The organism is Nocardia sp. NPDC056564, from assembly GCF_042793755.1.
Classification (GTDB): domain Bacteria; phylum Actinomycetota; class Actinomycetes; order Mycobacteriales; family Mycobacteriaceae; genus Nocardia.
Map to the genome: position 1 here is coordinate 16,736 of NZ_JBHTUR010000031.1, position 26,545 is coordinate 43,280.

Sequence of the window (26,545 nt, forward strand, 5' to 3'; positions counted from 1 at the left end):
CTTCGCCGAGTCAGGCGGAGGGCGCCCGTGTCTTCGAGCCCGCCGCACCACTTCTGATTTCCCGCACCGAAAATCGCATGCGAATCTCGGTGCGGGAAATCAGACGTGGTGCGTCTTTACGGGGTGGTCAGCGACTGGACGACCGCGGAGCCGAAGCTGAGGTCGTCGGAGGTAGTGACCTTCGTGTAGGTGCCGCCGGACTGCTCGGCGATGCTCTTCAGCGTCTGTGTGCCCTGGCCGCCGATGACGATGATGTCCACCCGGACCGGGTGCGACTTGTCGATCGCGGCGGCCAGGTCGGCGGCGAGTTTCGCGCCGGTGACCGTCGAGTCGTCCTCCGGGCCGTCGGTGATGAGCAGCACGGAATTCGTTCGGCCGGGGGTGTATCCGTTGACCGCGCTCTTGTACGCGGCGATCAGCGTGGGGTATGCCTGGTCGGCGCGGACGTCGCCGGCCTTGATCGTGCCGAGTGCGTTGCTGATCTTGGTGCGTTGCTCGTCGGTGAGCGGGGCGGTGGCGGCCTGCACCTTGTAAGGCGTTGTGCCGTCCAGGTTCTTGCCGTAGGTCCAGAGGCCGAGGCCGAAGTCCGGCGGCATCACCGTCAGCGTGGAGCTCAGCGCGCCGATGACATTCGCTAGGCGGGTCATCGAACCGTCGGTGGTCGACATGGACGAGGAGACGTCGACCAGCACGGTGGATTGCACGCCGAGCACCGGATTGGCCAGGGTGGCACGGACTTTGTCGAGGGCGGCCCGCGGCGGTGCGGGGGCGGCGGCGGGTGCGGTGGTGAATCCTGCCGCGCTGAACGCCTGCGCCTGTTCCGGTGCGCGCAGGTAGTCCGCGAACAGCCCGCCGACGAGGTTCTGCGTCTTGTCGACCCACGGTCCGGACATCAGTGCCGCCGGGTGATCGGCGACCGGCGCGGCGCCGGACGGCCGGAAGACCGTAAGTCCCGCTTGGTTTTTCACCTGCTGCTCGGTGGCGGCCACCGCGTGCACGGTGGCCGTTTGCGGGGCGCCGGCGATGATGCCGAACGCCGCGGCGGTGTCGGCCGCCTCCGGCGCCTCGGCGGCGAGACCGGAGATCGCCGCGACGGCCTGGCCCGACTGTGCGGCCTGCTCGGTGAGCGGTTCCGCGCCGGACACCGCGGACCCCACCGCCGTGGCGGCGGCGAGCGAGGCGTCCCCGGGCGGCAGCGCCATGCGCAGACCGCCCCAGCCGGACAGCCCGACATCCTTGAGCGAACCTTGTTGCAGCCGTGGCAGATCCGCCCACGTGGTGTTGGCCTGTTCCAGCGCGCCGCGCAATTCGTCCGGCACCGCGAGCACGATCGGGCTCACCGCGATCGGCGCGGGCGTGCCCTCGATCATGCCCGGGACCCGCATGGACTCGATCGAACGGGTGGAATCGGGGATCCACAGCACCGGCTGCGGGCCGAGGTTCTGATCCCACGGCTTGCCGTCGGTGAACGCGGCGACGATCGCGGCGGACGGCTGCGCCGTCACGACCACCTGCGCGCAGTGATCGCGCACCTTCGGCTTGGTCGCGTTGTACCGGTCCGCGGCGGCTCTGACCGGCACGGCGATGTCCGGATCGGCGGTGACGTAGAGCGTCGACGCGCCGGAGACGCACGCCGCGGCCGCGGCGCTGTCCTCGTCGGCCGCCCGGTCCCGTAACTGGAACCAGCCGACGACCCCGGCGACGAGCAGCACGATGGCCACCACTGCGATAACCGGACCTTTGCTGACGCCCCGGGATCTGGTTCCGCTGCGATGAGTGCCCACGCTGCACAGTGTAGGTTCACCTGCGGTTTGCGGCCGCGTCGAGGTTGCCCTCACCGGCGTGCCGTAAGTCGTGTCCGTCGGCCGCCGTGTCCGGGGCGGACACGGCGGCGCGCGTCACGGGCGGATCAGCTGTCCGCGGTCGAACTCGTGACCGCCCCAGACGCCGGACTGGCCGGTGCGGGCGGCGAAGTCACCGCAGGCCGCGCGGATCGGGCAGCCCGCGCAGATGCCGCGCGCGTAGTCGAAGTCCTGCGACGGGTACGGGAACCACGCCTCGTGCTGCGGATCACCCCGGCAGGCGGCCCGATGCCACTCTCGGGAGTCCGAGAGCGGAAGCAGCTCGGCCAGGGTCAGTTCCACGACCGCGCTGGTCTCGGTGCGGATGGTCATCGCGATCCTCTCCTTTCTCGGATGGGTTCAGGTGGCGGCGAGCTGCTTCCAGATCCGCCGCTGTTGCCTGGCCTGGTGGTTGGGCGCCTTGGGTTGCCACAGCAGCCGCATGCCCGCCTCCTCGGGGGTGCGGTCGGCCTTGGTCGTATTGCACGGGCCGCAACAGGCGACGAGGTTGCTCCAGGTGTTCGGGCCGCCCCGGCTGCGCGGCCGGATGTGGTCGACGGTGCGGGCCCAGGCGGCGCAGTAGCCGCACCGGTGGCTGTCCCGGCGCAGCACGCCCGCCAGGGTGGCGCGGCTCTCGTCGTGCACCCTGGTGGCGTGCTCGAGGTAGACGTAGCGGAGCAGCCGGATGGTCTCCGGCAGCACCAGCTCGACGTGCTGGGACCGGATCAGGAAGTGCGGGGCCCGGTCGGCGATCGACTCCGCGGCGCCGGTCATCAGCAGCACGATGGCCCGGTCGGCGCTGATCTCGTCGAGCGCCTCGTAGGAGGCGTTCAGCACCAGCACTCCGGCGTGTATCCAGTTGTCGGCGGTCAGTGTCGCCGGGTTGGCGGCATAGCGGAATGTCATGGGAATCACCATGTTTCGAGAGAGGTCGAGCGGGGCGAAGGGGCGGTCAGTTACCGGCCGGGAGGCGGCCGTCGTCGTTTGCGCTGCGCAGCTGTCGGTCGAATGCTGGTTTCCTGGTCGACAATCGCTGTGCCGCTTCGGCGTTCGCCCGAATCGGGTCGTACTCGTGCATGGCCACCTCCTCCTTCCGCGTGCTCGTGGATCACCGCTACCTGGTGATCATCATCGAATTCCATGGTGACACAGCGGGCCTACCGCTGTCGGGTCATTTATTTCCGGGCGCGGATCAGGCGTTGTGCAGCTGGGCGGCGCCGAAGGAGACATGGAACCGCTGGCACCAGATGGTGACGCTGGTGAACGCGGTCAGATCGATGTCGGCGGGGAGCACGTAGTTCTGGCTGCCCTTGTTGCCCTTGAGACTGCCGAGGTCGGTGTGCCGGCCGTCGTCGAACACGAACCAGCCGGCCTTGCCCTCGACCACCTCGGCGTCGGTGAGCCACACGTGCAGGTCGGGGCCGTCCGAGGTGTCGAGGTCCTCGAGCCGCAGGACCCGGGTGCCGTCGGGCAGTTGGAGGATCCGCACGGTGCCGGAGGTATCGTGCTCGTGTGCGATGAGGGTGCCGCCGGCCAGGGTGCGTGGCTGCGCGGGCGCGCCCGGCGCGGCGGGTGCGGTGGCCGAGGGTGCGGCCTCGTTGACGGTGGTATTGGTGAACAGGCGCCACGGCTGGGCCAACACCATGCCGACGCCGAGCCCGACGATCAGCAGGACGGCCAGGGTCCACGTGATGGGGGATCGGGCGATCTTGCGTGCGGAAACCATGGTTGTCCTCCGGATGACGCGACAGACGTTGTCTCTCATTGAACACGGGCGAGCGGCGATTTCCAGGTGCTCAGTTGTGACCAATTGCTGACGTCAACCGGGTCGTCGGCGTGCGGTCGCGTGCGATTCGGCAGGGCGACAGCTGAATTCGGCCGTATCGATCCGGCGATGCCGGTCGCCGGTGCGACGACTCCGGGCCTCGACGGCATACCGTCGAGGCCCGGTTTTCCGGCGCTTACAGGTTGCCGACGATGTGTTCGAGGCGCTCCGCCACCAGCTCCCGCGCCTTCTCGCGCAGGGCAGGGCGGTAGCCGCTCGGGTACACCGGATCGCCGGGCGCGTAGTCCTTCAGGACCTCCTTGGCCAGGGTGATCTTGTGCACCTCGGTGGGGCCGTCGGCGATCGCCATCACCTCGGCGTAGTTCATCATGTCGACGAACGGGAGGTCGGTGCTCACGCCGATGGCGCCGTGCAGGTGCAGCGCGCGCTGGGCGATGTCGTGCATGACCTTGGGCATGGCGACCTTGATCGCGGCAATGTCCTTGCGCACCTTCAGGTAATTCTGTTCCTTGTCGATGCGCCACGCGGTGCGCAGGACGAGCAGGCGGAACTGCTCCATCTCGATCCAGCTGTCCGCGATGCGTTCCTGCGTCATCTGCAGGCCGGCGAGCGGGCCCTTGCGCATCGGGCGGGAGACGACCCGTTCGGCCATCATGTCGAAGGCCTTGCGCACCAGCGCGACGGTGCGCATCGCATGGTGCACGCGGCCGCCGCCGAGGCGGGTCTGCGCCACGATGAAGCCCTGGCCCTCGGCGCCGAGCAGGTGGTCGGCGGGCACGCGGACGTCGGTGAAGCGCAGGTGTCCCTCGTGCTCGCTGAACCCGTGCACGTGGAAGTTCTTGACGATCTCCAGGCCGGGGGTGTCGGCGGGCACGATGAACATCGACATGCCTTGGTACGCACTGACTTCGGTGTTGGTCACCACCATGACGATGTGGAAGCTGGCGAACTGCGCGTTGGAGTTGAACCACTTCTCGCCGTTGATCACCCAGTGGTCGCCGTCGCGCACCGCGGTGGTCTTGAACGTGGTCGGGTCCGAGCCGCCGGTGGGTTCGGTCATCACGTAACAGGAGCCGATCTCACCGGCCAGCAGCGGCTCCAGGTACTTGGCCTTCTGCTCCGGGGTGCCGTAGTGCGCGAGGATCTCGGCGTTGCCGGAATCCGGTGCCTGGCAACCGAATACCGACGGCGCCCAGAACGACGTGCCGAGCACCTCGTTGAGCAGGGCCAGCTTCATCTGCCCGTAGCCCTGGCCGCCGAGCTCCGGACCGAGGTGGCACGCCCACAGCCCCTGCGCCTTGACCTGCTCCTTGAGCGGGCGCATGAGCGCCATCGCTTCCTTGTCGGTGCGGTCGTACGGGTTCGGGTAGAGCAGATCGAGCGGTTCCACCTCGGTGCGGACGAATTCCGCCGCCCAGTCCAGCTTCTGCTGGAAGTCCGGGTCGGTCTCGAAATCCCAAGCCATGGTCAGCCTTTCGTGTGGTTGTCGGTCGTGGTCACCACGCCGTCGAGGAACGTGGTCGCGAGAATGTCGGCGATCTCGGCGGGGGTGTGCCCGCCGTGTGGTCGATACCAGAAGGTCACCATGTTCAGCATGCCGAGCACGCTGTTGGTCACCACGTGGTCGTCGGTGCGCAGCAGTCCGGCGGCGTGGCCGGCGTCGATCGTCCGCTGCCAGCAGTGTTGCACGCGGTCGCGCAGCGCTTGTAGCTGTGCGCCGCGTTCGCCGCTGAGCGCGGTGACGTCGCGGAGCTGGATCGCGACCTCGCGGCGGTGATCGATGATCAGGCCGACGTGGCTGTGGATCAGCTTGCGCAGCTTGGTGACCGGGTCGTCGGCGGCGGAGGTGATGCGTTCGGCGTCGACCAGCATCAGCTGGATGTAGTCGTGCAGGATCTGCCAGAGCAGTTCCTCTTTGGAGCCGATGTGGTAGTACAGCGCGCCGCGCTGCACGTCGGCGCGGTCGCCGATCTCCGCGACGCCGGTGCCGTGGAATCCCTTCTCCGCGAACAGCTCCACCGCGGCGCGCACGATGCGTTCGCGGGTGTCGCCCGCCGACGATTCGGCCGCGGGCGGGCGGCCGCGCCTGCGGGTGGGGGCGATGTCGGAACCGCTCGTCATGGGCCGGAGCCGCTCTCGCGGTGCGCCGCGGTGCTCATCGCGCCGGGTCCAGGACTACTTTGCTCACGCCGTCGGCGCGTTCGGCGAACAGCTGGTAGGCGTCCGCGCCCTCGGACATCGGCAGCGGATGGGTGACAACGACTTCCGGGCGCAATCGGCCCGCGGCGGTCAGCTTCAGCAGGGTCGGCAGCTCGTACTGGATCGAGCACAGCCCGATGTGGAATTCGAGCTCCTTGACCTGGGCCAGCGGCATGTGGAACGGATAGGCGCGGTTCTGGTTGACGCCGATGACGCTCACCCGCCCGCGGTGCCCGACCGCGCTGATCGCCAGCTTGATGGTGGCATCGGCGCCGACCGCCTCGATCGCGACATCCGCGCCGCCGCCGAGCATTTCGCGGATGGCGAGCTTCGGGTCGTCCGCCTCGACCGGTTCGGCGCCGAGTTCGGCGGCCTGCTTGCGGCGTTCGGCGATCAGGTCGACGCCGAGCACGCGCGCCGCGCCCATCGCGAACGCCGACTGGATCGCCATCAGCCCGACCGGTCCGAGCCCGATCACCACCACGGTGTCGCCGGGCGCGATGCGGGCGCGGCGGGCGCCGTACCAGGCGGTCGGCGCGTTGTCGGTGAGCACGACCGCGGCCGCGTCGCTGACGCCCTCGGGCAGCCGCACCAGGTTTCCCTCGGCGTGCGGGACCGCCAGCAACTGCGCCTGGCCGCCGGGCAGCGCCCCGCCGAGCCCGTAGCAGGCGTCGATCGCCAGGGGAGTGCGCTCGCAGGCCGCGACGATGCCGACCCGGCACTTCGCGCATCGGCTGCACCCGGCCGACGCGGACACCAGCACCCGGTCGCCGATCGACAGGCCGCGCACCTCGGGGCCGAGTTCGACGATCTCGCCGACCGCCTCGTGCCCGACGCTGTAGCCGACCTTGTCGGTGAACCCGTGGCCGCCGTAGATGTGCAGATCGCTGCCGCAGATGCCGCTCGCGGTGACCCGGATGATCGCGCTGTCCGGCGCGGTGAGGATCGGGTCGGGCACGTCGGTGTACGAGATCTGCCGGGGGCCTTGATAAGTCAGTGCCTTCATCGCCAGCCACCGTCCAGCGCCAGGGTGGCGCCCGTGCAGAAGGATGAGGCGTCGGTGGCGAAGAACAGTGCGGCGCCGACGATCTCGCCGGGTTCGCCGACCCGGTGCTGCGCGTTGAGCGAGGTGATCCGGGTGCGGACCTCGTCCGGCCAGGCCTTGGCGATGTCGGTGGCGAAGGCGCCGCACTGAATCGTGTTGACCCGCACCGTCGGTCCGAAACTCTGCGCGAGACCCGCGGTGAGCGTGTTCAATCCGGCCTTGGCCGCGGCGTAGGGCAGCGCGAACGGCGCGGGCCGGGCCGCCTCGATCGAGGAGATGTTGATGATCGAACCGCCGCCCGCGGCCGCCATCCGGGTGCCGATCAGCGACGAAAGCCGGAACGGGCCTTTGAGATTCACGCCGATCACCTTGTCGAACAGGGCCTCCGAGACCTGATCCAGGCTCGGGTAGAGCGGGGAGAGGCCCGCGTTGTTGACCAGCACGTCGACCCGGCCGAATTCGGCGTACACGGTCTCGACCAGCGCGTCGCACTGCGCCCAGTCGCTCACATTGCAGGCCACCGGCAGCGCGCGGCGGCCGTGGGTGTTCTGCACCTCGTCGGCCAGCGCCACGCAATCGTCGAGCTTGCGGCTGGCGATCACCACCTCCGCGCCCGCCGCGGCGAACGCGAGCACCATCTCCTTGCCGAGACCGCGGCTACCCCCGGTGACCACGACGACCTTGTCCGTGAGCGACACGCACACTCCTGCCGATCAGAAAATGTTCCGATCAGTACATTAAATCCCCGCGCGGATAGAATCAAGGAGTTGTCCGGCCGACCGCCGACAAGGCACGACGCGCCGACTGATCGATCCCCTCACGATCGGCGCGCCGGAACATATCGGCGAGACGCCGCGTTCGACCCGCTACAGGGTGGTATCACTACCCACGGGTAACATGTATGCGTCTTTCCCACCCGGCTTTCTCAGAAGTGAGGCAGTAGATGACAGAGCGGATTCAGGTCGGCGGGCTTCAGGTGGCCAGCGTTCTCCACGAGTTCATCGAGAACGAGGCGCTCCCCGGAACCGGCGTAGATTCCGCCGCGTTCTGGGCCGGAGCCGAGCAGGTCATCAACGATCTCGCGCCGCGCAACCGCGCGTTGCTCGCCGAGCGCGACGAGATCCAGGGCAAGGTCGACGCGTGGCACGCCGAACATCCCGGCGCCAACTACGACAAGGCCGCCTACAAGAACTTCCTCGGCGAAATCGGCTACCTCGGTCCGGAACCCGCCGATTTCCAGATCACCACCCAGAACGTGGACACCGAGATCGCCACCACCGCGGGCCCGCAGCTGGTGGTGCCGGTGATGAACGCGCGCTTCGCGATCAACGCCGCCAACGCGCGCTGGGGTTCGCTCTACGACGCGCTGTACGGCACCGATGCCATCTCCGAGGCGAACGGCGCGGAAAAGGGCAAGAGCTACAACAAGGTTCGCGGCGACAAGGTCATCGAGTGGGCGCGCAACTTCCTCGACGACGCCGCGACGCTGATCACCGGCTCGCACATCGGCTCGACCTCGTACAAGATCGTCGACGGTGAGCTCGAGGTCGGCCTGGAGGACGGCACCGAGATCGGCCTGGCCGATCCGTCGCAGCTCGTCGGCTACCTCGGCGATCCGGAATCGCCGACCTCGGTGCTGCTGAAGCACAACGGGCTGCACATCGAGATCCAGATCGACCCGGAATCGCCGGTCGGCAGCACCGACACCGCGGGGGTCAAGGACCTGGTGCTGGAGTCCGCGGTCACCACGATCATGGACTTCGAGGACTCGGTCGCCGCAGTGGACGCCGAGGACAAGGTCCTCTGCTACCACAACTGGCTCGGCCTGATGAAGGGCGATCTCACCGAGAAGGTGAGCAAGGGCGACAAGACCTTCACCCGCACCATGAACCCGGACCGGGTCTACACCGCGCTCGACGGCGGTGAGCTCGTGCTGCACGGTCGTTCGCTGCTGTTCGTGCGCAACGTCGGTCACCTCATGACCAGCGACGCGATCCTCGACAAGGACGGCAACGAGGTCCCGGAGGGCATCCTCGACGGCCTGGTCACCTCGCTCATCGCCACGCACTCGCTGCGCGGCGACACCGAACTCAAGAACAGCCGCACCGGCTCGGTCTACATCGTGAAGCCGAAGATGCACGGCCCGGACGAGGTCGCGTTCACCAGCGAGCTGTTCGGCCGGATCGAGGACGTGCTCGGCGTGCCGCGCAACACCCTCAAGGTCGGCATTATGGACGAGGAGCGCCGCACCACGGTCAACCTCAAGGCCTGCATCCAGGCCGCCGCCGAACGCGTGGTGTTCATCAACACCGGCTTCCTCGACCGCACGGGCGACGAGATCCACACCTCCATGGAGGCCGGGCCGATGGTCCGCAAGGCCGACATGAAGACCCAGCAGTGGATCAAGTCCTACGAGGACTGGAACGTCGACACCGGCCTGGCCGCCGGGCTGCCCGGCAAGGCGCAGATCGGCAAGGGCATGTGGGCCATGCCGGACCTGATGGCCGACATGCTGGTGCAGAAGATCGGGCACCCGAAGGCAGGCGCGAACACCGCGTGGGTGCCCTCGCCGACCGCAGCCACCCTGCACGCGACGCACTACCACCAGGTCAACGTGCTGGAGCGGCAGCAGGAGATCCTCAAGGGCGGCCGGCGCGCCACCGTCGATCAGATCCTGGAGATTCCCCTCGCCGCGGCCCCGAACTGGACCGCCGAGGAGAAGCAGCAGGAGCTCGACAACAGCGCGCAGTCGATCCTCGGCTACGTGGTGCGCTGGATCGACCAGGGCGTCGGCTGCTCCAAGGTGCCCGACATCGAGGACGTCGCGCTCATGGAAGACCGTGCGACCCTGCGTATTTCGAGTCAGCTCGTGGCCAACTGGCTGCGCCACGGCATCGTCTCCGAGGCCGAGGTGGTGGCCAGCCTGGAGCGGATGGCCCCGGTCGTGGACCGGCAGAACGCGGGTGACCCGAACTACCGCCCGCTGGCCCCCGACTTCGCCGGCAGCATCGCCTTCCAGGCGGCCAAGGAGCTGATCCTGGAGGGCACCAAGCAGCCGAACGGTTACACCGAGCCGATCCTGCACCGGCGTCGGCGGGAAGCCAAGGCGGCCTGCAAGTAGCACCGTCGAATCCCTGAAAAGTAGCGCCTAGCAACTCTTTTCAGCTCGAGGCCCCGCACCGGAGTACCCCGGTGCGGGGCCTTTTCGATTATCGGCTCCGGGATCATTCGGGGTGGTCGGCGTGAAATCGCAGCCCACCGAGCCCCTGGGCACAGGGACCCTATGCTTCACCTGCTCGGGGGAGCGCTGTGTTTGGGGACAATCCCATGACCCTCGATCGAGTTGTAGTCGGGTGCCAACCCGGGTGCGGCCGATTGCCAGCACACAGCCGAGATCGCTATCGCAGCGGCTCGGGGCTCAGTTCGGTTGTGGGACAAGTTTTCTATGCGGCCCCGCGGTGGGTCAGTCGGCGCGTGGCTGGTCGACCTGGGGGAGTGGGCGGCGGCAGATCTTGTGGGCCTCTTCGGCGGAGAGGCCGAACATGCGCAGCAGGTCTTCGGCCACTTGGTCGGCGGCCTCGGCGTCGTCGCGTTCGGGGTGATCGTGGAGTAGTCGTCCGAGGCACAGGGCCGCGCCGGCCACGATGGTCATCGACAGTTCTGGGTCATGGATGGTGAAGCGCCCGGCCGCGGCCGCGGCCTCGATGTCGCGGCGTGCGCGGGGTGCGAGTCCGCGGTCCGAGTTCGCCAGGTGCAGGCCGTCGTTCAGCAGGACCTTGCTGAGGGTGGGATGCCTGCGGTGCAGGCGGCCGGTGAGCCGGAAGCTCTGCGCGAAGACCTGAGCGGGGTCCTCGATGTCTTCGCACAGCAGGTCGAGCAAGGCGCCGTGCCGGTCGAGCGCTTCCTCGACGGCGGCCTGGAACAGTTCCTCGCGGCTCTGGAAGTGGTTGTAGAACGAGCCCATTCCGACGTCGGCGGCCTGGGTGATCTCGAGGATCGGCACGTTGATCTTGCCCTCGGCCAGCAGTGATTGCGCCGCGCCGACCAGCGCGGCGCGCGTGCGGGCCTTGCGGCGTTCCAGGCGATTGGGTCCTGACCCGTTGCTCGCGGTCATCGATGCACCTCCTGCTGTCGAGACTGACCATCGTAGCCGTTCGAGTCAATATTGACGGAATCGTCAGATAGTCCTTGACTGACTCCCTGCTCGTAAGTGACGATATCGTCAGTACTTGGAAGGGAGTGGTCGATGAGCGGCCATCACGACGTACACAGCGGTCTGCACAGCGAACATGGAGCCCGCGTGGGGGAGCATCCGGGCCGGGTGCGCAATCCCGTAATCAAGGTGCTGGACCTGGCGTGGCTGGAGTTCGAGAAACCCGACTTGGACCGCGCGGAGACCTTCGCCCACGCCTTCGGCTTCACAACGGCACTGCGCACGCCTGACGAGTTGCAACTGCGCGGGACCGATCCGGGCGCGCCCTGCGTGCTCATCCGGCGTGGCGGCCGCTCGCGCTTCGTCGGTCCGGCCTTTCGTGCCGCCGATTCCGCCGATCTACTGCGCCTGGCCGACGCGGCCGGTGCGCGAGCCATGCCGTTGCCGGAGTCGCTCGGCGGCCTGACCGTCGACCTGGTGGATCCGAGTCGTCTGCGGGTGCGAGTGGTCGCCGAGACCCACGATCTGGAGGCTTTGCCGACGCAGCAGCCTCATATCTTCAACTTCGGGCACGAGGTGGCCCGGGTGAATACCACGCAGCGACCGCTACGCGCACCGGCACGCGTGCGCCGGCTCGGGCACGTAGTGATCCAGTCGACGCGATACCGCGAAACCCTCGACTGGTATCTGCGGAATCTCGGCCTGATCGTCAGCGACTTCCTCTATTACCCGGGTCAGCGGGAGCGTGGTCCGGTCATGAGTTTCGTTCGGTGCGACCGGGGTTCGGTGCCGGCCGACCACCACACGCTCGCGCTGACGCTCGGGCCGTCGAACCGGTACGTGCACTCGGCCTATCAGGTCACCGACCTGGACGCGCTCGCCGCGGGTGGTGAATATCTGCGCGAGCAGGGTTATCGCCGATCGTGGGGGATAGGCCGGCACATCCAGGGCAGCCAGATCTTCGACTACTGGCGCGATCCCGACGGGTTCATGGTCGAACACTTCAGCGACGGCGACATGTTCGATTGCACCCTCGAGCCGGGCTGGGCCCCGATGAGCGCCTCCGGTCTGGCGCAGTGGGGTCCGCCCGTGACCAAGGACTTCCTCGGCATCGAGCCCGGCGCCGAATCGCTGCGCGAGTTGCGCTCGATCCTCGGCGCGCTGCGCGAGGACAACGAATTCGATATCCGCCGCCTGCGCGGCCTGATGAAAGTGGCCAATTCATGAGCACATCCATCCTTCGCACCGCCGACGCCTGGTGGGTGCTGACCCCCGCCGGTGCCGCCCGCATCGATACCACCGCGACCACCACGCGGGAACTGCTCGCCCACCGTGCGGCGATCGCCGCGGCCGCGTCCGGCACGGAGACCGTTGCGGTGGAGAGCCTTTCGCTGATCTCACCGGTGACCGCGCCGTGCCGGATGGTGGCGCAGATGACGAATTTCGCCTCGCACGTGCGGGATTCGGGGATGGATCCGAAGACGGTTCCGCTCACGTTCTTCCGCAAGACGTCCGGATCGATCAGCGGACCCCACGACGACGTCATCCGGCCCGCGCATGTGCGGCTGCTCGACTACGAAGTGGAGATCGGCCTCGTGTTCGGCCGCGACATGCCGGTCGGTTCCGACGTCTCGACCGAGAACCTCGCGGACTACGTCGCCGGACTGGTGGTCACCAACGACATCTCAGCGCGGGACGTGCAGCTGCCGAAAACCCAGTTCTACGAGTCCAAGTCGTATCCGACCTTCACCCCCGTCGGCCCGGCGCTGGTGCTGCTCGACGCCGATGAGCTGAAGCGGTTCGGGGACCTGCGGCTGCGGCTGTGGGTCAATGGTCAACTGCGGCAGGACATGACGGTCGCGGACATGATCTACCGGCCGGTCGAGACGCTGCGCGCGCTGACCCGTTTCCAACGCATGGACGCCGGGGATCTGCTGCTCACCGGCACCCCGATCGGCACCGCACTCAGCGCCCCGCCCAAGCCGGTGGAGATCATCGGCTCGCTGCTGCCGCCGAAGGTCAAGTGGAAGATGTTCTTCCAGGGGCAGGCGAAGAATCCGAAGTATCTGCACGAGGGGGACGTGGTCGAGGCCGCGATCGGCACCGACGACGGCGCCCTGGACCTGGGCCGGCAGCGGACGGTAGTGAGGTATGCCCGATGACCGTCCACTCGACAGTCGAGGCCTCGGCCGCGGACTTGCTCTGGCCCCGGTACACCGCTCCGGAGGACCTGGCCGCTATCGAAGCGGTGCCGCTCGCGGCGCGCGGCCTGCCCGAATCGACCTATGCCCTGCTGGTTCGCGCGGCGACCCGGTGGCCGGAACGCACCGCGATCACCGTACTGCCGGATGCGGCGCGGTGGCGAGAACCAGTGCGGCGCAGCTACTCCGACCTGCTCGCCGACGTGCACAAGTACGCGAACCTGCTGCACGAGTTGGGTGTGCGCCGCACCGATGCGGTCGCGCTGATCGCACCCAACTGCGCCGAGCTGATCCCGGCCGCCCTTGCCGCACAGCTGGCGGGCATCGCGGCGCCGATCAATGGCGGCCTATCGCACGAGCACCTCGCCGACCTGCTGCGCCGCTCGGGCGCTCGGGTCCTGATCGCCGCCGGTCCGGAACTCGCACCCGAGACCTGGACCGCGGCAGTCGAACTCGCGGCGCGCGGCCTCGTGGATGCGCTGCTGGTGTTGCGTCCGACGGCCGCTGTGTCGCCCGCGGTTACGCCGAACGTGACGTCGGGCTCGGCCCCCAACGCCCCGGAGCTACCTGGCATCGTGATCGGTTACCTCGATACCCTTGCGGCCGAAACGGATTCGAGCCATTTCCACGGAGAGCCGCCGACGGCATCGGATCTGGCGGCGCTGTTCCATACCGGCGGTACCACCGGGGTGCCGAAGCTGGCGGCGCACCGTCATTCCGGCGAGGTGTCCAATGCGTGGATGATCGCCGCCAACTCGCTACTCGATGAGGGATCGGTGGTCTTCGCCGCGCTGCCGCTGTTCCACGTCAACGCGCTGGTCGTCACGCTGCTCGCGCCGCTGTTCCGCGGTCAGCCGGTGGTGTGGGCTGGTCCGCTGGGATACCGGGACCTCACGCTCTATGCAGAGTTCTGGAATATCGTGGCGCACTACCGAATTGCCACGATGAGCGCGGTGCCGACGGTGTACGCGGTACTGGCCCGATGCCCGATCGACGCCGACATCACCAGCCTGCGCTACGCGATGGTCGGCGCGTCCCCGCTGCCGCTCGCGGTCCGCGAGAGCTTCCAGCTGCACACCGGGGTCACGCTGGTGGAGGGATACGGCCTCACCGAGGCGACGTGCGCGTCCGCGCGCAGCTTCCCGGATGTTCCGCGGCCCGGCGCGGTGGGGCAGCGCATGCCCTATCAGCAGGTCGCGGTCGTCCGCACAGCCGAAGACGGCGTGTGGGAGACGTTGCCCGCCGGGGAGACCGGTGTCCTGGTCATCAGCGGCCCCACGGTCTTCGCCGGATACGTGACCGGCCACGACGAACACGGTCACCGCCTCGATGGCCTGGGCACGGTGGTCGACGGCCGGCTGAGCACCGGCGACCTGGCCCACATCGACGACGAGGGATTCATCCATCTGCACGGTCGCGCAAAGGATCTCATCATTCGCGGCGGCCACAATATCGATCCCGCGAGCATCGAGGACGCCCTGCTGAGCCACCCGCAGGTGAGCGCGGCCGGCGCGGTCGGGCGACCGGATGCGCACGCCGGCGAGGTCCCGGTCGCCTACGTCGCGCACATCGCGGGCGCCGAGGTCACCGAGGACGAACTGGTGGCGTGGGCCGCCGAGCGGGTACCCGAGCGCGCCGCCGCCCCCAAAACGGTCACCATTCTCGACGCGCTGCCCGTGACCGAGGTCGGAAAACCGTACAAGCTGGGTCTGCGCGCCGATGCCACCCGCCGCGAACTGGTCGATGCGCTGGCCGAGACCGCCGGTGTGGCCGGTATCGCCGCCGCGGTCGAGGACGGCGCGATCGTCGCCACCGTCACGCTGGACCCCGATGCAGACTCGGCCGCGGTCGAGGCCATCCTGGGCCGCTATGCGCTCGACGCGAGAATCGAGGTGCGGCAATGAAAACCGTGCGGACGGTGCTCGGTGGCGTGCCGGCGGCCGAATTCCTGTCCCTCGGGACGGGCGCGGTCCCGCCCACGCACGAGCGTGCGGCGCATCTCGGATACCCCACCGCCGGTTATCGCGGCATCGGCGCAGTCGGGCTCGTCGCGGCAGGTGGGGTGCTGAGGGGACCGGTCCGCCCCGCGATCGGCCGGAGCGGGATGGTGCGGTTGATGATCGGTGCGGTGGCCGGCCCTCGCCGAAACGGCGGCGGCACAACTGAAATCGCGCCCGCGGCCGGCACGACTCTGGATGTCGCGGCCACGGTGACCGGTGGGTCCCGATGACTTCGCCGGCAGTTCCGGTGGTGATCGTCGGCGCGGGCCCCGCCGGGCTCACCGCGGCCACACTGCTGGCCCAGTACGGCATCGAATCGCTGGTCCTCGAGCGGTGGGAGGGCGTCTACCCGCAGCCGCGCGCGGTCCATCTCGACGGTGAGATCCGGCGGATCGTGGAACGTCTCGGCATCGGCGCGGGATTCGACGCGATCGCCCGGCCCGCCCTGGGGTTGCGCCTAGTGGATCCGCGGCATCGCGTGCTTGCGCAATTCGATCGCGATCCGGACGGGGGCCGCAACGGATTCCCCGAAGCGAATCTGTTCGACCAGCCGGAGCTGGAGGCGCTGTTGCGGGCGAATCTGGCGCTGTATCCGGCTGTCTCGCTGCGCGGCGGTGTGGAAGTCACCGGGCTGATGGCTGAGAACGACTGTGTCCGAGTGGATTTCGGAGATCGCGAGACAGGACGGACCGAGTCGGTGCGCGCCCGCTACGTGCTGGGTTGTGACGGCGCGAACAGCCTGGTGCGCACCGCGATCGGCGCACGCATGCGGGACTTGCGATTCGAGCAGCGCTGGCTGGTCGTCGACCTCGTATCCCCGATCGACCCGGGGCATTGGGGCGGCGTGCACCAGGTGTGCGACCCGCGTCGGGCAGCGACCTATATGCGCATCGGAGCGACCCGTCACCGGTGGGAATTCCGTTTGCGGCCAGGCGAATCCGCCGATGTCTACCGTGATCTCGACCGCCTGTGGCCGCTACTGACCCCCTGGCTTTCCGACGCTGAACGCGGGGGCTTGGAACTGGTCAGGGTGGCGGATTACACCTTCCGCGCGCAACTGGCCGATCGGTGGCGGGCCGGGCGGGTGTTCCTGCTCGGGGACGCCGCTCATCTCACCCCGCCGTTCATCGGGCAGGGCATGGGCGCGGGTGTGCGCGATGCCGCCAACCTCACCTGGAAGCTGGCCGGGGTACTGCGCGGTGAGCTGCCGGAATCGGTGCTCGGCAGCTACGAAACAGAGCGGAAACCACACGCGCACATGATGATCCGTCTGGCCAAGCTAACCGGCTCGACGATGGCCGAGGGCGGCGAACTGGGCAATCGACTGCGCGGCCTGCTCGCCCCGCGACTGCACCGGCTGCCCGGGCTGACCCGGACGATCAGCAGCGGCGAATCACCGCCGCTGCACCGCTCCGCGCTGGTCGCCGCACCGCCGCTGCGGCGAGGCCTGGCCGGACGGCTGGTGCCGAACGAACGGATGGCCGACGGCCGCCGGGTCGACGACCTCATCGCCGGGCGCTACGCCGTCATCACGACATCCGCCCCGTCACCCGCCGAGGCGGCGACCGCCGAACAGTGCGGCGGTGTGATACTGCGTGCCGTGCCGGGCACCGCGCTGCACCGCTGGCTCCGTGGCGGGCGCGCCGACGCCGTGCTCGTGCGCCCCGACGGCACCGTGCAGACGTGCGGGAGAACACTGTCGGATCTGTACTCGGCACTGCCGAGTTTCACGCCGAGCACACGCCCGGCGCAGACCGGCTCACCCACCCCGAAAGCCGCCGATCGATCCGAATGACGCGCGGTGTCCCACAGGCGGGAAGGTGCATGATATTGTTCACCGCCCGTTCGGCATCTCGGCGACCTCGATGCGCGCGACGCTGTCGATCAGGGCGCGGTGTGGTCGGGGCTTCCACACGAGCCATTCGGGGTGGTTGTCGGCCTTCTCAGTCATTCCTCACGTTTAGTTGCGCCTCAGCAAGCGCCTGAAGTTCGGCATGTGGGAAGGGCTTGCACCACTTCTTCAAGTAGCCGTTATCGCCGTGTTGCTGTGCCACCACCTCGAACGCCCCGACCACAGTGCGCGCGAGGTGGTTCAGGGTCTGGGTGGTGGACCACAACTCTGTTCCAGCGTCGTCCGGCTCATCGCTGTTAGCTAGTTTCACCAATTGGATGTCCACATTGGCGCCCGTGCGGTCGAACAGCCAGACGTAAGTAGTAGGTTCGGCCTCGAAATACGTTCTGGCAGTAGAACTTCCGCTGAAGAGGCTGAGTACGGCGTTGAGCAGGTCTTCCGGTGCGTTTGTGAGGTAGGAGGCGAGAACTTTGGCCTCGTTGCCGTCGTCGGAAACGTGGACATGAACCCACCCTGTCGCCCCGAGCTCCCAGGTCATGGTCATGTCCGCCATCTGCACTCCTTCGAAGCCATCAGCCGTCCCGGCTATCGCCGGTCGGGAGGGGGATGATTCTTCCGCAAATGCGCTTACGACCGCTGGCAGTACGCGCTCACGCCGATGTGCGGACACCAGCGGTGCCGGTGATGCGGCGCACTCACTGCTATCCGCCGCGTAGTCCCCATTCGCCGAGACCGCCGTTATAGTCGGCGGACGAAACCACCGTCATAGACGCGGGCGACCCGCAGCCTGGGTTTGTCGAAGCCTACGGCCTCCCCGGTATGGATGGCGATCAGCGAATCCGGGCCTCGCCACCACGTATCGGCGAGGCCGCGAACCTCGGGCACGGGTTCGAAGGCGCGGGGCGGTAGGTCATCGATCGCGTGACCGCGAATTGTGGTGATCTTTTGCGCCGAGGTGGATGCGTGGTGAGCCAGCGCGACCGATTCGATCCAGCCTTCGATGCTCGCGTGCAAGGGCACCCACGGGCCTTCGTCGATGGCGAATTCCCCGGCGGGACCGATCATGAACGAATAGGCCATCGACACGCGATGCAGACCCGCGTAGAACCATCCGGCGCGCTCGGGCTGCTCGGCAGGCATCTCGCACCACAGCATTTTCGGTCCGCCTTCGTACTCCGCATACGGTGGCAGGACCAATCCACCCCAACGCCGTTGAAAATCCAGCATGCGATCGACATGCGCTGCGGGAATGCCGAACTCGAGCCACTGGTCTCCCAGCTTCTCGAAACCGGGCGATTCGACGCGAACACACTGCGACGAAATGAACCACTCGGCCCGATGTGTCAGTTGCTCAGCCGAATCGATGGAGGGCTGCATATCCACGCGGCCGACAGTAGCCGACTCCCGCGAACGCGCGGACCTGGAGCGTATCGAGCGCTGCATCGCAGCCGAGATCGACTGCGGCGCAACGGCGCCGATGAGGAGGGCGAGTTCGGCTTCGGCCGCGATCGTCAACGACGTCTTCGGCGGCGATCTGATGGTCGGTGAGGTGTGGCTCGATACCGAGCAGCACGGACTTCACTGGTGGAATCGCTTGCCCAGTGGTGTCGAACTCGATCTGACCCGTGAGCAGTTCCGTCTTGGCCAAGTCATCACTGCTGCTCGCGTTGTCGAACGTCCGCCTGGTCGATCGCCGTGGCGGTGCGATGAGTATCTTCTTTTGCGCCAGCGCCTCATCGACCATCTCGGCCACCTGCCCGAACCCTCCCGGGCCGTAATTACGCATGGCGCCAGCGGAATCGGTGGACAGGGAAGCTGAGCTCGCTCGTGCTAGCGCCCTTCTCGGCAGCCAAGACGGCATCTGGGAGATCGGCCAGGGCAGAAGTAGCTGGCGATTGAGAAGGTGCGCGGGCGATCGCCGAACGCACGGATGAAATGGTGGCGGGTTTCGCCGCACAGATTCCGATGCTGCGTATCGGGACCCCGGAGGAGGTCGCGCGGGCCGCCATTTCCTCGCCTTCGGCGCGATCTACACCACCGGCGCCGAACTCGCGGTGGACGGCGGCGGCACCCAGTTGTGACACTGCCACGCGAACACTGTCACCCATGCGAAGTCACGCTTACCTTGCGCCAATACGGCCCAGCCTCCGGCGCCGGCTGCGAGTTTGACGTGTCCGTGCAGGTCACGCGGCGTGATTGGCTTGAATCGCTACACCGAACCGATGCTGCACCGGCGTCGGCGGGAGGCCGAGACGGCTTGCAGATAACCTTGGAGTGCCTGAAAAGTAGCGCCTAGCAACTCTTTTCGGCTGAGGCCCCGCACCGGCGACCCCGGTGGGGGGCCTTTTCGGTTAGGCGACTGGAAGGTGCGCGGGCAGTCGAAGGCGCGCCCTCGATCCGGGTTTGCCAGGGGCCGACATGTCCCGCGTTATTCGACTATGGGGCGGGGAGTGGTTCCCGCCTGCGAAATCCATGCCGGCGATGTTTTCGGGCGCGCGTCGACCGCCGCCGCCGGGAGGGTTCGTGCAGCTGACTCTGCCGTAGCTGTAAGGATGCCTGAACGGCCGACATTGCTCGGGGAAGCGCGAATATCGGCTGGCCTGCTAGCGACTACTTCTCTGCGTGACTTGCTGGAGTAAGTGAAAACTGCCTGATAGAAACGCTGGCGTGGTGCGGTCTGATTTGAGTTTCACGTTCATTAACATGCGACTGCCAGCTGAGGTGGGCGGCTGGATCGGGGTAGCCATTGGGATGCTGACGCTGAAATGAGGAGGCCGCTGTGCAGAAGGACCTTGATCTACGGGTAGCGATTGTCGGTGCTGGGTTCGGCGGCCTCGGTATGGGCGCCGCGCTGCGGAAAGCGGGGATCGAGGACTTCGTGATCTTCGAGAAGGGCAGCGACGTCGGCGGGGTATGGCGGGACAACATCTACCCGGGCTGCAACTGTGACGTCCCATCGCATTTATATTCGTTCTCTTTCGCGCCCTATCGCGATCGGCGGACGCGCTACCCGGGGCAGGAGCAGATCTTGGCCTACTTGCGTGATGTCGCCGGTGAGCAGGGGCTGGTGCCACATCTACGGTTGGGAACCGCCATTACCCACGCCACCTACCTCGACGATCTCGGCAGGTGGGAACTGCTGACCGAGGCTCGGGAGCGGGTGTTGGCCGATGTGGTCGTCTTCGCGGTGGGTCAACTGCATCGCCCTGATCTTCCGGTCATCCCTGGACAGGAGGCGTTCGAGGGGGCCGCCTTCCACTCGGCGCAATGGAACGACGACCTACAGATGAGTGGGCGCGATGTCGCCGTGATCGGCACCGGGTCCAGCGCCGCACAGATGCTGCCACAGATCGCCTCGGTCGCGCAGAGCGTGGCTGTGTACCAACGGACCCCGCACTGGGTATTGCCGAAACCTGGCGCCGATTTCGGTGTCGTCTCGCGTTGGGCGTTGCGAATACCGGGAGGGCATCGACTCTATCGGCAGGCTCTGCACTACGGCGCCGACTTCGTGCTCGCGCCGATCATGCGCCGTGGGTGGTCTGCGCCACTCGCCGAGTGGGCGGCGCGGCGGTATCTGCGTAATCAGGTCGCAGATCCCACGCTGCGCGCGGCACTCACCCCGAACTACCCGATAGGCGGCAAGCGGATCATCTTCGACAGCCACTATTTCCCGGCGCTGAACCGGGACAATGTCGAACTGGTCAGCAGTCCCATCGCCCGGATCACCCCGGATGGGATCGAGACGAGCGACGGTGCTCACCGCCGCGCCGACATTGTCGTATACGCCACGGGCTTTCGCGCGCCGGAATTCCTGGTGCCGGTGACGGTGCGTGGTCGAGGCGGCGTGCTGCTGCACGAGCAGTGGTCCGCCGGCGCCGAGGCGTTCATGGGTGTGGCGGTGTCCGGCTACCCCAACGCGTTCCTCATCGCGGGACCCAACTCGTTCAACCCGGCGGGCAGCAACCCGACCATGAAAGAACATCAGATCGCCTACATCCTCGCGTGTTTACGCTGGCGTGCGGAAATCGGCGCCGCCGCAATCGAACTCGATGCCGATGCGATGCGCGATCACCGGCTGTGGATGCGCCGGGAGTTGGCGAAAACAGTGTGGCCGACCGCGGTGCGGAGTTGGTACAAACACCCCAGCGGGCGGGTCACCAATCCGTGGCCCTCCTCCGCGCGAGCGTTCGCACGGATGCTGCGCCGCCATCCCGCCCACGACTTCACGGTGGTCGCCGTGCCGAACGTCGGCCTGCCTTCGCCCGGTGCGGCCGCTCGGTCCGTGGCGGAGCCGCTCTGACGACGTTGACACCGCGCTGATCGCCTCGGCCGAAGTGCGGTGCCGTCGATTCCGAGCCGGCACCGCAACGGGTGCTCGATCGAGGTCGCGGAATGCCCGAATGCTGGTGCCCGAGTTATCGATTCAGCGGTGCGCGGGGCGCGAATCTTGTACTCTCTTGGCACAGATCGGCATACCAGCTATTTGCGACCGCCGCAGCGTCTAGTCGGTTGTGGGCCGCGCGACGCTTGCGAGGAGCAAACCCTATGGTCGAGGACAACGCCCCACTGCTCCGGACCGACATCCCCCATTCGGCGCGTATCTGGAACTACTGGATGGGCGGCAAGGATTACTACGAGATCGATGAAATCGCCGGTGATGCCGGTATCGAGATCGACCCGGACATCACCGCCATGGCGATTCAGTCACGGCAGTTCTTGATCCGTGCGGTCACCTACTTGGCCGCTGAAGTCGGCATCCGGCAGTTCCTCGACATCGGGACCGGGTTGCCCACCATGGAGAACACCCACGAGGTCGCCCAGGGGGTGGCGCCGGAGTCGAAGGTTGTCTACGTCGACAACGATCCGCTGGTACTCACCCATGCCAGAGTCCTGCTCACCAGCACCACTCCCGCGGGCGTCACCGCCTATATCGATTCCGATTTCCATTCTCCGGAAAAGATCATCGCCGACGCGAGGAACGTCCTCGACTTCGACCAGCCCATCGCCGTCATGTTCATGGGCGTGCTGGGCCACGCGAAATCATACGAGGAACTCTTGCGCGTCGTACGCACCGTGATGGGCGCGGTACCGTCGGACAGTTACCTGGTCATGTGGGACGGCACCGACGACAGCCAGGCCTATGTCACGCTGTGTGAGAACTACGCTACTTCCGGCGGGGTGCCTTACACCCCGCGCCCCGCGGCCCAGATCCGGGCCGTGTTCGACGGTATGGAACTCGTCGATCCCGGCTTCGTCGAAATCACCCGGTGGCGCCCGCCGTTCAACCAGATACGCCGAGTCCGGCCCCTCGCCGCCTACGGTGCGGTGGCGCGGAAAGTTTAGGTCGGCCGGAAGCGGCGCCGGAGACGAGCTGCCGGAGCGGGCCGCAGCCCGACCGCGGACAAACCCGCGATCGGGGTGACCAGTCTGTGAACCGAAAGACGGCAGCTCGGCACCCGCGCGGTTACCTCGCCGACCGCCTGACCGGCGCTGAAGTTGCTCACCGGAGTCGGTTCTCGGCCAAAGGTTTGAACAGGTCGGTGAGAACGTCTTCATCATCGTGCAGGCCGATAATGACCTTCGTCATGAAACCGACACCCGGCTCACGGACGACGAAGCCATCTGGACACCAGAAGTAGGCGCCACCCCCATGCTCGCCGGTCTGTTCCCATTGCGCCATGCGACGCTTCACCACGTCGACAGTGAAGATCGTTGCACCCCAACGCGACCTCGTGGCCGCCGCGGACCGAGATCGCCAGCCCGCTCGCGCGCCTTCTGGCAGTTCACGACGCACTTGTATTCAGCCGCGACGTCATATGGCGAGCTGCTGGTGGCCGGAGTGTGCGTCGCGTGCGTCCAGTAGAAATTCGGCCAGTGACATGGCGTCGGCGGAGCCCGGGGCGGCCGTGAACACCACCGCGGTCAGGTCGCCGTCGGGAATGTGGATGGTGTCGCAGTCCAGTGCGATCTGTCTCAGATCCGCGTGCTGGAGCAGCATCCGGCTGTCGTGTTGTGCGGGGGTGGGCGTGCTCGCCCAGAGTTCGGCGAACGTGGGGCTGGCGCGTTGGAGGTCGGCGATCAACGACGCCAGGTCTTCGTCCGCGGGGTAGCGGGTCGAGGCCGCTTGCAGTTCGGCTACCAGCAGGCGCTGGAAGCGGGCTTGTTCCTCGGGCGACCGCGTCACCTGGTGACCCTGGCCGACGAACACCCGCCAGGGGATGTTGCCCTCGCGTCGGTCGAGCGAGGGCACCCCGCAGGCCAGCGTTTCCCACGCCCGGTTCCAGCCGACGACCGTCCATGAGGCGTCGAGCACGCACACCGGCGTGCTCTCTATCCGGTCCACGAGCCGGCGCGCACCGGCACTGAGCTGCCGTGGCACCCGCCCGTCCGCCGGCGCGTAACCGGCCAGCGTGCAGAGGTGCTCGTACTCGGCCCTGCTCATCCGGAGTGCGCGGGCCAAGGCGTTCAACACAGCGGGGGAGGGATGCCGACGACCCTGCTCCATGCGTTTCAGGTGGTCTGTCGACAGGCCGGCCAATTCGGCGAGCTCCTCCCGGCGCAGCCCGCCGGTGCGCCTGCGGCCGTGCGAGACCACACCCACTTGCTCCGGTCGGGTGCGTTCACGTCGCTCCCGCAACACCGCGCCCAACCTGCGCACGTCCGACATGACCGAAGAATATCAACGGCATTCGGCAGTGGGGGACATCCTGGCCCCTGCTAAGGCGGCCGGAGTCCGGAAGAGTGACCGCAGGGGGCGGAGATCGTGGACGCGAAGCTGTGTGGACACGCACTCCCGCCCCGATGGTCTACCGATCATGTTCTCGCTGAAGGGATTTCATGACTGATGTCAATTACCTCGCCGACCGGGTCGCGGTCACCGAGACCGTGGCCCGGTTCGCTTGGTCACAGGATCTCGAGGACTGGGAGGGTCTGCGGGCGATCCTGGCCGATACCGTCACGCTGGACGTCTCCGAGCACCTGGGCGCGCCGCCGCAAGAATTGAGTGCCGATGATTTCGTGGTCGCCAGCCGGGCGGTGCGGGAAGGGTTCCACAGTACGCACCATTCGACCTCCAACGTCATCGTCGAGATCGAGGGTGACCACGCCAACTATCGCAGTTTCGTGGTGGCCTATCACCACGTTCCCGCCGAAGCAGTCGACTGGCTCGTCATGCGCGGTTTCTGGCACGTCGACCTGCGGCGGGTCGATAAGGAATGGCGGTTGAGGCGCATTCGTGTCGTGCGAAAAGCCCCGTTCGCGGGCAATTCCGAGCTCTACGCGATCGCCGCGGGGGCCACAGACAAGGCTGGCGTGAAATGAGTGCATCGACCGACGAAGTGCGGGTCGTTCCTTTTCGAATGGCCGCGGCGATGTCCGATCGTGACGTCGAAAAGCTGGTGCTCAATTACATCGACGACTTCGAGTGCGTGGTGCCGGTCCACCCCGAGCGCTCCTTCCGCGGTGTCGACCGGGTTCGCGCGAACTACACCATCATCTTCGCCCGGTATTCGAACGGCTTGGACGCCAAGGTCATCGACTCCGTGGTGGACGGTGACCGGGTGTGGACGGAGTGGGAGATGATCGGCACGCGGGCCGACGGGGTGGTCGAGACCATCCGCGGCACAGTGATCATCCGGGTCGAAGACGGCCGCGCCGCAGCGGTCCGCTTCTACCTCGACCCGATCGATACCCCGGATGCTTCGGCGCCGCCGAACATCCTCGACTGAATCCGGCTCGGTCGATTACGCCGCAGGCGGGCGCACCTCGACCGTGCGCCTGCCCGCGCGGGCCTTCCCAGGAGTAGATTTTCATGCAGCTCACCGTCCTCGCCGCGTCCGGCCCGACCGGACTCGCCCTCACCCGGCAGGCACTCGAACGCGGCCACATCGTCAGGGCCATTGCCCGCGATCCGGACCGGATCACCGTTCCGGACGCCCCGGGGCTGACCAAGATCGTCGCGGACGTGTTCCACACCGACCAGATCGCCGCGGCGCTCGAAGGCAGTGAAGTGGTGCTGTCCGGACTGGGCGTGCCGAAAGGGACGAAGCCGGGCGTGCTGACCGCGGGTGCCCGGTCGGCGGTGGCGTCGGACGCCCGCGTCATCTGGCTGGGCGCTTACGGCACCGGCCCCTCGGCCGCGGTGGCAAGCGCGCTCAACCGGCTGATCCTCAACGGACTCGGGGCGGAGATCGCCGACAAGATCGAGTCGGACGCCGTGGTCACCGCGGCGGGCGGAACGGTTTTCCACGCCGGCCCCCTGTCGAACAAACCGATCAGCCCGGACCGCCGCACCGTCGGGCTCGATGCCTCCCCCAAGAGCATCTTCCGCATCATGGTGAGCCGGGACACCGTGGCTGCCGCGATGCTCGACGAAGCGGAGCACCCGCGGTTCCCCGGCCGGATCGCCGTGCCGCTCACCCGCTGACCGGGCGTTGCCCAGTCATCTGCCCGGTGGACCTTCTGCAGATCCTTATCGAGAGTGCGAGTCAAGTGCACGTCGTCCACATCCCGCGAGAAGCCGCGTGATCCGGGCATTGAGGTGGCAGTGCGCGTCGGCCGGGTGGGTGCGATGACGCGGTGGCAGATCAGCGGGATCTGGTGATTCTCGAGATGTTTGAGACAACGGGTGTGCGGATGGCGGAATTATCGATGCTCGTGCGTGGCGGCGACCATGCTTCGTTGCGGAAGAACTGTTCGGCTGTGGCGTCGAGGGGGTGGAACAGCTCGACGCGCATTTCGTCCAGGGCGATGTCGGACGCGAGGTCGAAGCGGGTGGTCAGTTGGATCGTGTGAATTGTGGTGCCGCCCAAACGGAATGCGGGACACGGGAGCGGATGATGGGCGCCGGTGTGCTCGGGGAGGGGGAGGTCGGCGACGGCCGGGGCGGTGCGGTCCAGGAGGGCGCGCAGGCGGGAATCGAGCGGAGCGCGGTCGAGTTGGGCGCGCAGGCGGCTCAGGAGCGCGCAGGCGATCTCGGGCCAATTCACGATCAGATCGCGGGCTGCGCGATCGACGACGAGACGCTCGATCAGGTTGTCGCCGAGCAGGTTCGGGCCCAGTAGGCGCTCGCACGCGCGATTGGCGGCGACGATTTCGGAATGCGGATCGAGCACCAGCGCCGGGAATGGCTCGTGGGTACTCAGTAGCCGCTCGACGGCGGCGGTGAAGGCCGCCAGATGCGGCGGATCGATCGGCGCGGCGGCCTGGACGGGGGCGAGGCCGGCGCCGCGCAGCAGATGATTGTGCTCGCGCGGCGGAATGCCGAGCACCTCGGCCAGGTGCAGCACCGTGGCTCGGCTCGGTCGCGAACGCCCGGTCTCCAGAAACGAGATATGGCGCGGTGTGGAGCCGGCGCGGCTGGCCAGCTCCAACTGGCTGAGCTTGCGCACCAGTCGCCACTGCCGCAGACGGGCCCCGAACGGGCTGGCCGAGACGGAGGTCATGCCTGCCAGTCTGTCGAATCTCGTG

Annotated in this window: 26 protein-coding genes; 11 read left to right on the forward strand and 15 right to left on the reverse strand. The window is 67.5% G+C overall.

Features of this window, described 5'->3' with window-relative positions:
• Positions 1-116: 116 nt before the first annotated feature.
• The 8 genes from ACFQ9K_RS42655 to ACFQ9K_RS42690 form a co-directional block, all read right to left on the reverse strand.
• Positions 117-1,784, reverse strand: coding sequence for a VWA domain-containing protein (locus ACFQ9K_RS42655; RefSeq protein WP_378723369.1), 1,668 nt, complete (start codon positions 1,782-1,784; stop codon positions 117-119).
• Between the two features lie 114 nt (positions 1,785-1,898).
• Positions 1,899-2,174: a WhiB family transcriptional regulator gene (locus ACFQ9K_RS42660; protein WP_378727215.1), complete on the reverse strand. Its 276-nt coding sequence runs from the start codon at positions 2,172-2,174 to the stop codon at positions 1,899-1,901.
• 27 nt (positions 2,175-2,201) lie between these two features.
• Positions 2,202-2,747 carry an HNH endonuclease gene (locus ACFQ9K_RS42665; protein WP_378727213.1) on the reverse strand — a complete coding sequence of 182 codons (546 nt, stop codon included), beginning with the start codon at positions 2,745-2,747 and terminating at the stop codon, positions 2,202-2,204.
• Between the two features lie 286 nt (positions 2,748-3,033).
• The gene (locus ACFQ9K_RS42670; RefSeq protein WP_378727211.1) at positions 3,034-3,567 is read right to left on the reverse strand and encodes a DM13 domain-containing protein; all 534 of its coding nucleotides are present in this window, start codon (positions 3,565-3,567) and stop codon (positions 3,034-3,036) included.
• Positions 3,568-3,802: 235 nt separating this feature from the next.
• On the reverse strand, positions 3,803-5,092 hold the full coding sequence (locus ACFQ9K_RS42675; protein WP_378984459.1) for an acyl-CoA dehydrogenase family protein: 1,290 nt from the start codon (positions 5,090-5,092) through the stop codon (positions 3,803-3,805).
• A 2-nt stretch (positions 5,093-5,094) separates the two neighbouring features.
• Entirely contained in the window at positions 5,095-5,748 is a 654-nt protein-coding gene (locus tag ACFQ9K_RS42680) for a TetR/AcrR family transcriptional regulator (protein WP_378726616.1), read from the reverse strand.
• Between the two features lie 34 nt (positions 5,749-5,782).
• Positions 5,783-6,832, reverse strand: a complete 1,050-nt coding sequence (locus ACFQ9K_RS42685) for a zinc-binding dehydrogenase (protein WP_378726618.1) — start codon at positions 6,830-6,832, stop codon at positions 5,783-5,785.
• Entirely contained in the window at positions 6,829-7,569 is a 741-nt protein-coding gene (locus tag ACFQ9K_RS42690) for an SDR family NAD(P)-dependent oxidoreductase (protein WP_378726620.1), read from the reverse strand. Before ACFQ9K_RS42690 ends, ACFQ9K_RS42685 begins: the two co-directional genes overlap by 4 nt.
• A 245-nt stretch (positions 7,570-7,814) precedes the next feature.
• Here ACFQ9K_RS42690 and ACFQ9K_RS42695 point away from each other — a divergent pair, with 245 nt between their 5' ends.
• Entirely contained in the window at positions 7,815-9,992 is a 2,178-nt protein-coding gene (locus ACFQ9K_RS42695; RefSeq protein WP_378726621.1) for a malate synthase G, read from the forward strand.
• Between the two features lie 342 nt (positions 9,993-10,334).
• Here the strand turns inward: ACFQ9K_RS42695 and ACFQ9K_RS42700 are convergent, their stop codons facing one another.
• Positions 10,335-10,985 carry a TetR/AcrR family transcriptional regulator gene (locus ACFQ9K_RS42700; protein ID WP_378726829.1) on the reverse strand — a complete coding sequence of 217 codons (651 nt, stop codon included), beginning with the start codon at positions 10,983-10,985 and terminating at the stop codon, positions 10,335-10,337.
• 132 nt (positions 10,986-11,117) lie between these two features.
• On the opposite strand from ACFQ9K_RS42700, the gene ACFQ9K_RS42705 reads away from it, so the two are divergent.
• The 5 genes from ACFQ9K_RS42705 to ACFQ9K_RS42725 are packed head-to-tail and all read left to right on the forward strand — an operon-like array spanning position 11,118 to position 17,020.
• Positions 11,118-12,251, forward strand: coding sequence for a VOC family protein (locus ACFQ9K_RS42705; RefSeq protein ID WP_378726827.1), 1,134 nt, complete (start codon positions 11,118-11,120; stop codon positions 12,249-12,251).
• Positions 12,248-13,186 carry a fumarylacetoacetate hydrolase family protein gene (locus tag ACFQ9K_RS42710; RefSeq protein ID WP_378726825.1) on the forward strand — a complete coding sequence of 313 codons (939 nt, stop codon included), beginning with the start codon at positions 12,248-12,250 and terminating at the stop codon, positions 13,184-13,186. The genes ACFQ9K_RS42705 and ACFQ9K_RS42710 overlap by 4 nt, the downstream gene beginning before the upstream one ends.
• Positions 13,183-15,129, forward strand: coding sequence for an acyl-CoA synthetase (locus ACFQ9K_RS42715; RefSeq protein ID WP_378984464.1), 1,947 nt, complete (start codon positions 13,183-13,185; stop codon positions 15,127-15,129). The genes ACFQ9K_RS42710 and ACFQ9K_RS42715 overlap by 4 nt, the downstream gene beginning before the upstream one ends.
• The gene (locus ACFQ9K_RS42720; protein WP_378721297.1) at positions 15,126-15,455 is read left to right on the forward strand and encodes an invasion protein; all 330 of its coding nucleotides are present in this window, start codon (positions 15,126-15,128) and stop codon (positions 15,453-15,455) included. The genes ACFQ9K_RS42715 and ACFQ9K_RS42720 overlap by 4 nt, the downstream gene beginning before the upstream one ends.
• Positions 15,452-17,020: a bifunctional 3-(3-hydroxy-phenyl)propionate/3-hydroxycinnamic acid hydroxylase gene (locus ACFQ9K_RS42725; protein ID WP_378721298.1), complete on the forward strand. Its 1,569-nt coding sequence runs from the start codon at positions 15,452-15,454 to the stop codon at positions 17,018-17,020. The genes ACFQ9K_RS42720 and ACFQ9K_RS42725 overlap by 4 nt, the downstream gene beginning before the upstream one ends.
• Before the next feature lie 148 nt (positions 17,021-17,168).
• Here ACFQ9K_RS42725 and ACFQ9K_RS42730 read toward each other — a convergent pair whose 3' ends face one another.
• The 3 genes from ACFQ9K_RS42730 to ACFQ9K_RS42740 all read right to left on the reverse strand — a co-directional run bounded on the left by ACFQ9K_RS42730 (position 17,169) and on the right by ACFQ9K_RS42740 (position 18,830).
• Entirely contained in the window at positions 17,169-17,630 is a 462-nt protein-coding gene (locus ACFQ9K_RS42730; RefSeq protein ID WP_378721299.1) for a hypothetical protein, read from the reverse strand.
• A 185-nt stretch (positions 17,631-17,815) separates the two neighbouring features.
• A complete protein-coding gene (locus ACFQ9K_RS42735; protein ID WP_378721300.1) occupies positions 17,816-18,460 on the reverse strand; it encodes a hypothetical protein in 645 nt (214 codons plus the stop codon).
• Positions 18,429-18,830 carry a hypothetical protein gene (locus tag ACFQ9K_RS42740; protein WP_378721301.1) on the reverse strand — a complete coding sequence of 134 codons (402 nt, stop codon included), beginning with the start codon at positions 18,828-18,830 and terminating at the stop codon, positions 18,429-18,431. The genes ACFQ9K_RS42735 and ACFQ9K_RS42740 overlap by 32 nt, the downstream gene beginning before the upstream one ends.
• A 1,026-nt stretch (positions 18,831-19,856) precedes the next feature.
• Here ACFQ9K_RS42740 and ACFQ9K_RS42745 point away from each other — a divergent pair.
• Both ACFQ9K_RS42745 and ACFQ9K_RS42750 read left to right on the forward strand, forming a co-directional pair.
• Positions 19,857-21,377 (forward strand): flavin-containing monooxygenase, encoded by a 1,521-nt coding sequence (locus tag ACFQ9K_RS42745; RefSeq protein ID WP_378721302.1) that lies wholly within the window; start codon positions 19,857-19,859, stop codon positions 21,375-21,377.
• Positions 21,378-21,622: 245 nt separating this feature from the next.
• Positions 21,623-22,420 (forward strand): SAM-dependent methyltransferase, encoded by a 798-nt coding sequence (locus ACFQ9K_RS42750; RefSeq protein ID WP_378721303.1) that lies wholly within the window; start codon positions 21,623-21,625, stop codon positions 22,418-22,420.
• Positions 22,421-22,577: 157 nt separating this feature from the next.
• Here the strand turns inward: ACFQ9K_RS42750 and ACFQ9K_RS42755 are convergent, their stop codons facing one another.
• Positions 22,578-22,772 (reverse strand): hypothetical protein, encoded by a 195-nt coding sequence (locus ACFQ9K_RS42755; RefSeq protein ID WP_378721304.1) that lies wholly within the window; start codon positions 22,770-22,772, stop codon positions 22,578-22,580.
• Between the two features lie 117 nt (positions 22,773-22,889).
• Positions 22,890-23,744 (reverse strand): helix-turn-helix domain-containing protein, encoded by an 855-nt coding sequence (locus ACFQ9K_RS42760; protein ID WP_378721305.1) that lies wholly within the window; start codon positions 23,742-23,744, stop codon positions 22,890-22,892.
• 170 nt (positions 23,745-23,914) lie between these two features.
• On the opposite strand from ACFQ9K_RS42760, the gene ACFQ9K_RS42765 reads away from it, so the two are divergent.
• The 3 genes from ACFQ9K_RS42765 to ACFQ9K_RS42775 all read left to right on the forward strand — a co-directional run bounded on the left by ACFQ9K_RS42765 (position 23,915) and on the right by ACFQ9K_RS42775 (position 25,502).
• Positions 23,915-24,397, forward strand: a complete 483-nt coding sequence (locus ACFQ9K_RS42765) for a nuclear transport factor 2 family protein (RefSeq protein ID WP_378721306.1) — start codon at positions 23,915-23,917, stop codon at positions 24,395-24,397.
• Positions 24,394-24,804 carry a nuclear transport factor 2 family protein gene (locus ACFQ9K_RS42770; protein ID WP_378721307.1) on the forward strand — a complete coding sequence of 137 codons (411 nt, stop codon included), beginning with the start codon at positions 24,394-24,396 and terminating at the stop codon, positions 24,802-24,804. Before ACFQ9K_RS42765 ends, ACFQ9K_RS42770 begins: the two co-directional genes overlap by 4 nt.
• Before the next feature lie 83 nt (positions 24,805-24,887).
• Positions 24,888-25,502 (forward strand): NAD(P)-dependent oxidoreductase, encoded by a 615-nt coding sequence (locus ACFQ9K_RS42775; protein ID WP_378721308.1) that lies wholly within the window; start codon positions 24,888-24,890, stop codon positions 25,500-25,502.
• Between the two features lie 160 nt (positions 25,503-25,662).
• Here ACFQ9K_RS42775 and ACFQ9K_RS42780 read toward each other — a convergent pair whose 3' ends face one another.
• Positions 25,663-26,520, reverse strand: coding sequence for a helix-turn-helix domain-containing protein (locus ACFQ9K_RS42780; protein ID WP_378721309.1), 858 nt, complete (start codon positions 26,518-26,520; stop codon positions 25,663-25,665).
• Between the last annotated feature and the right edge of the window lie 25 nt (positions 26,521-26,545).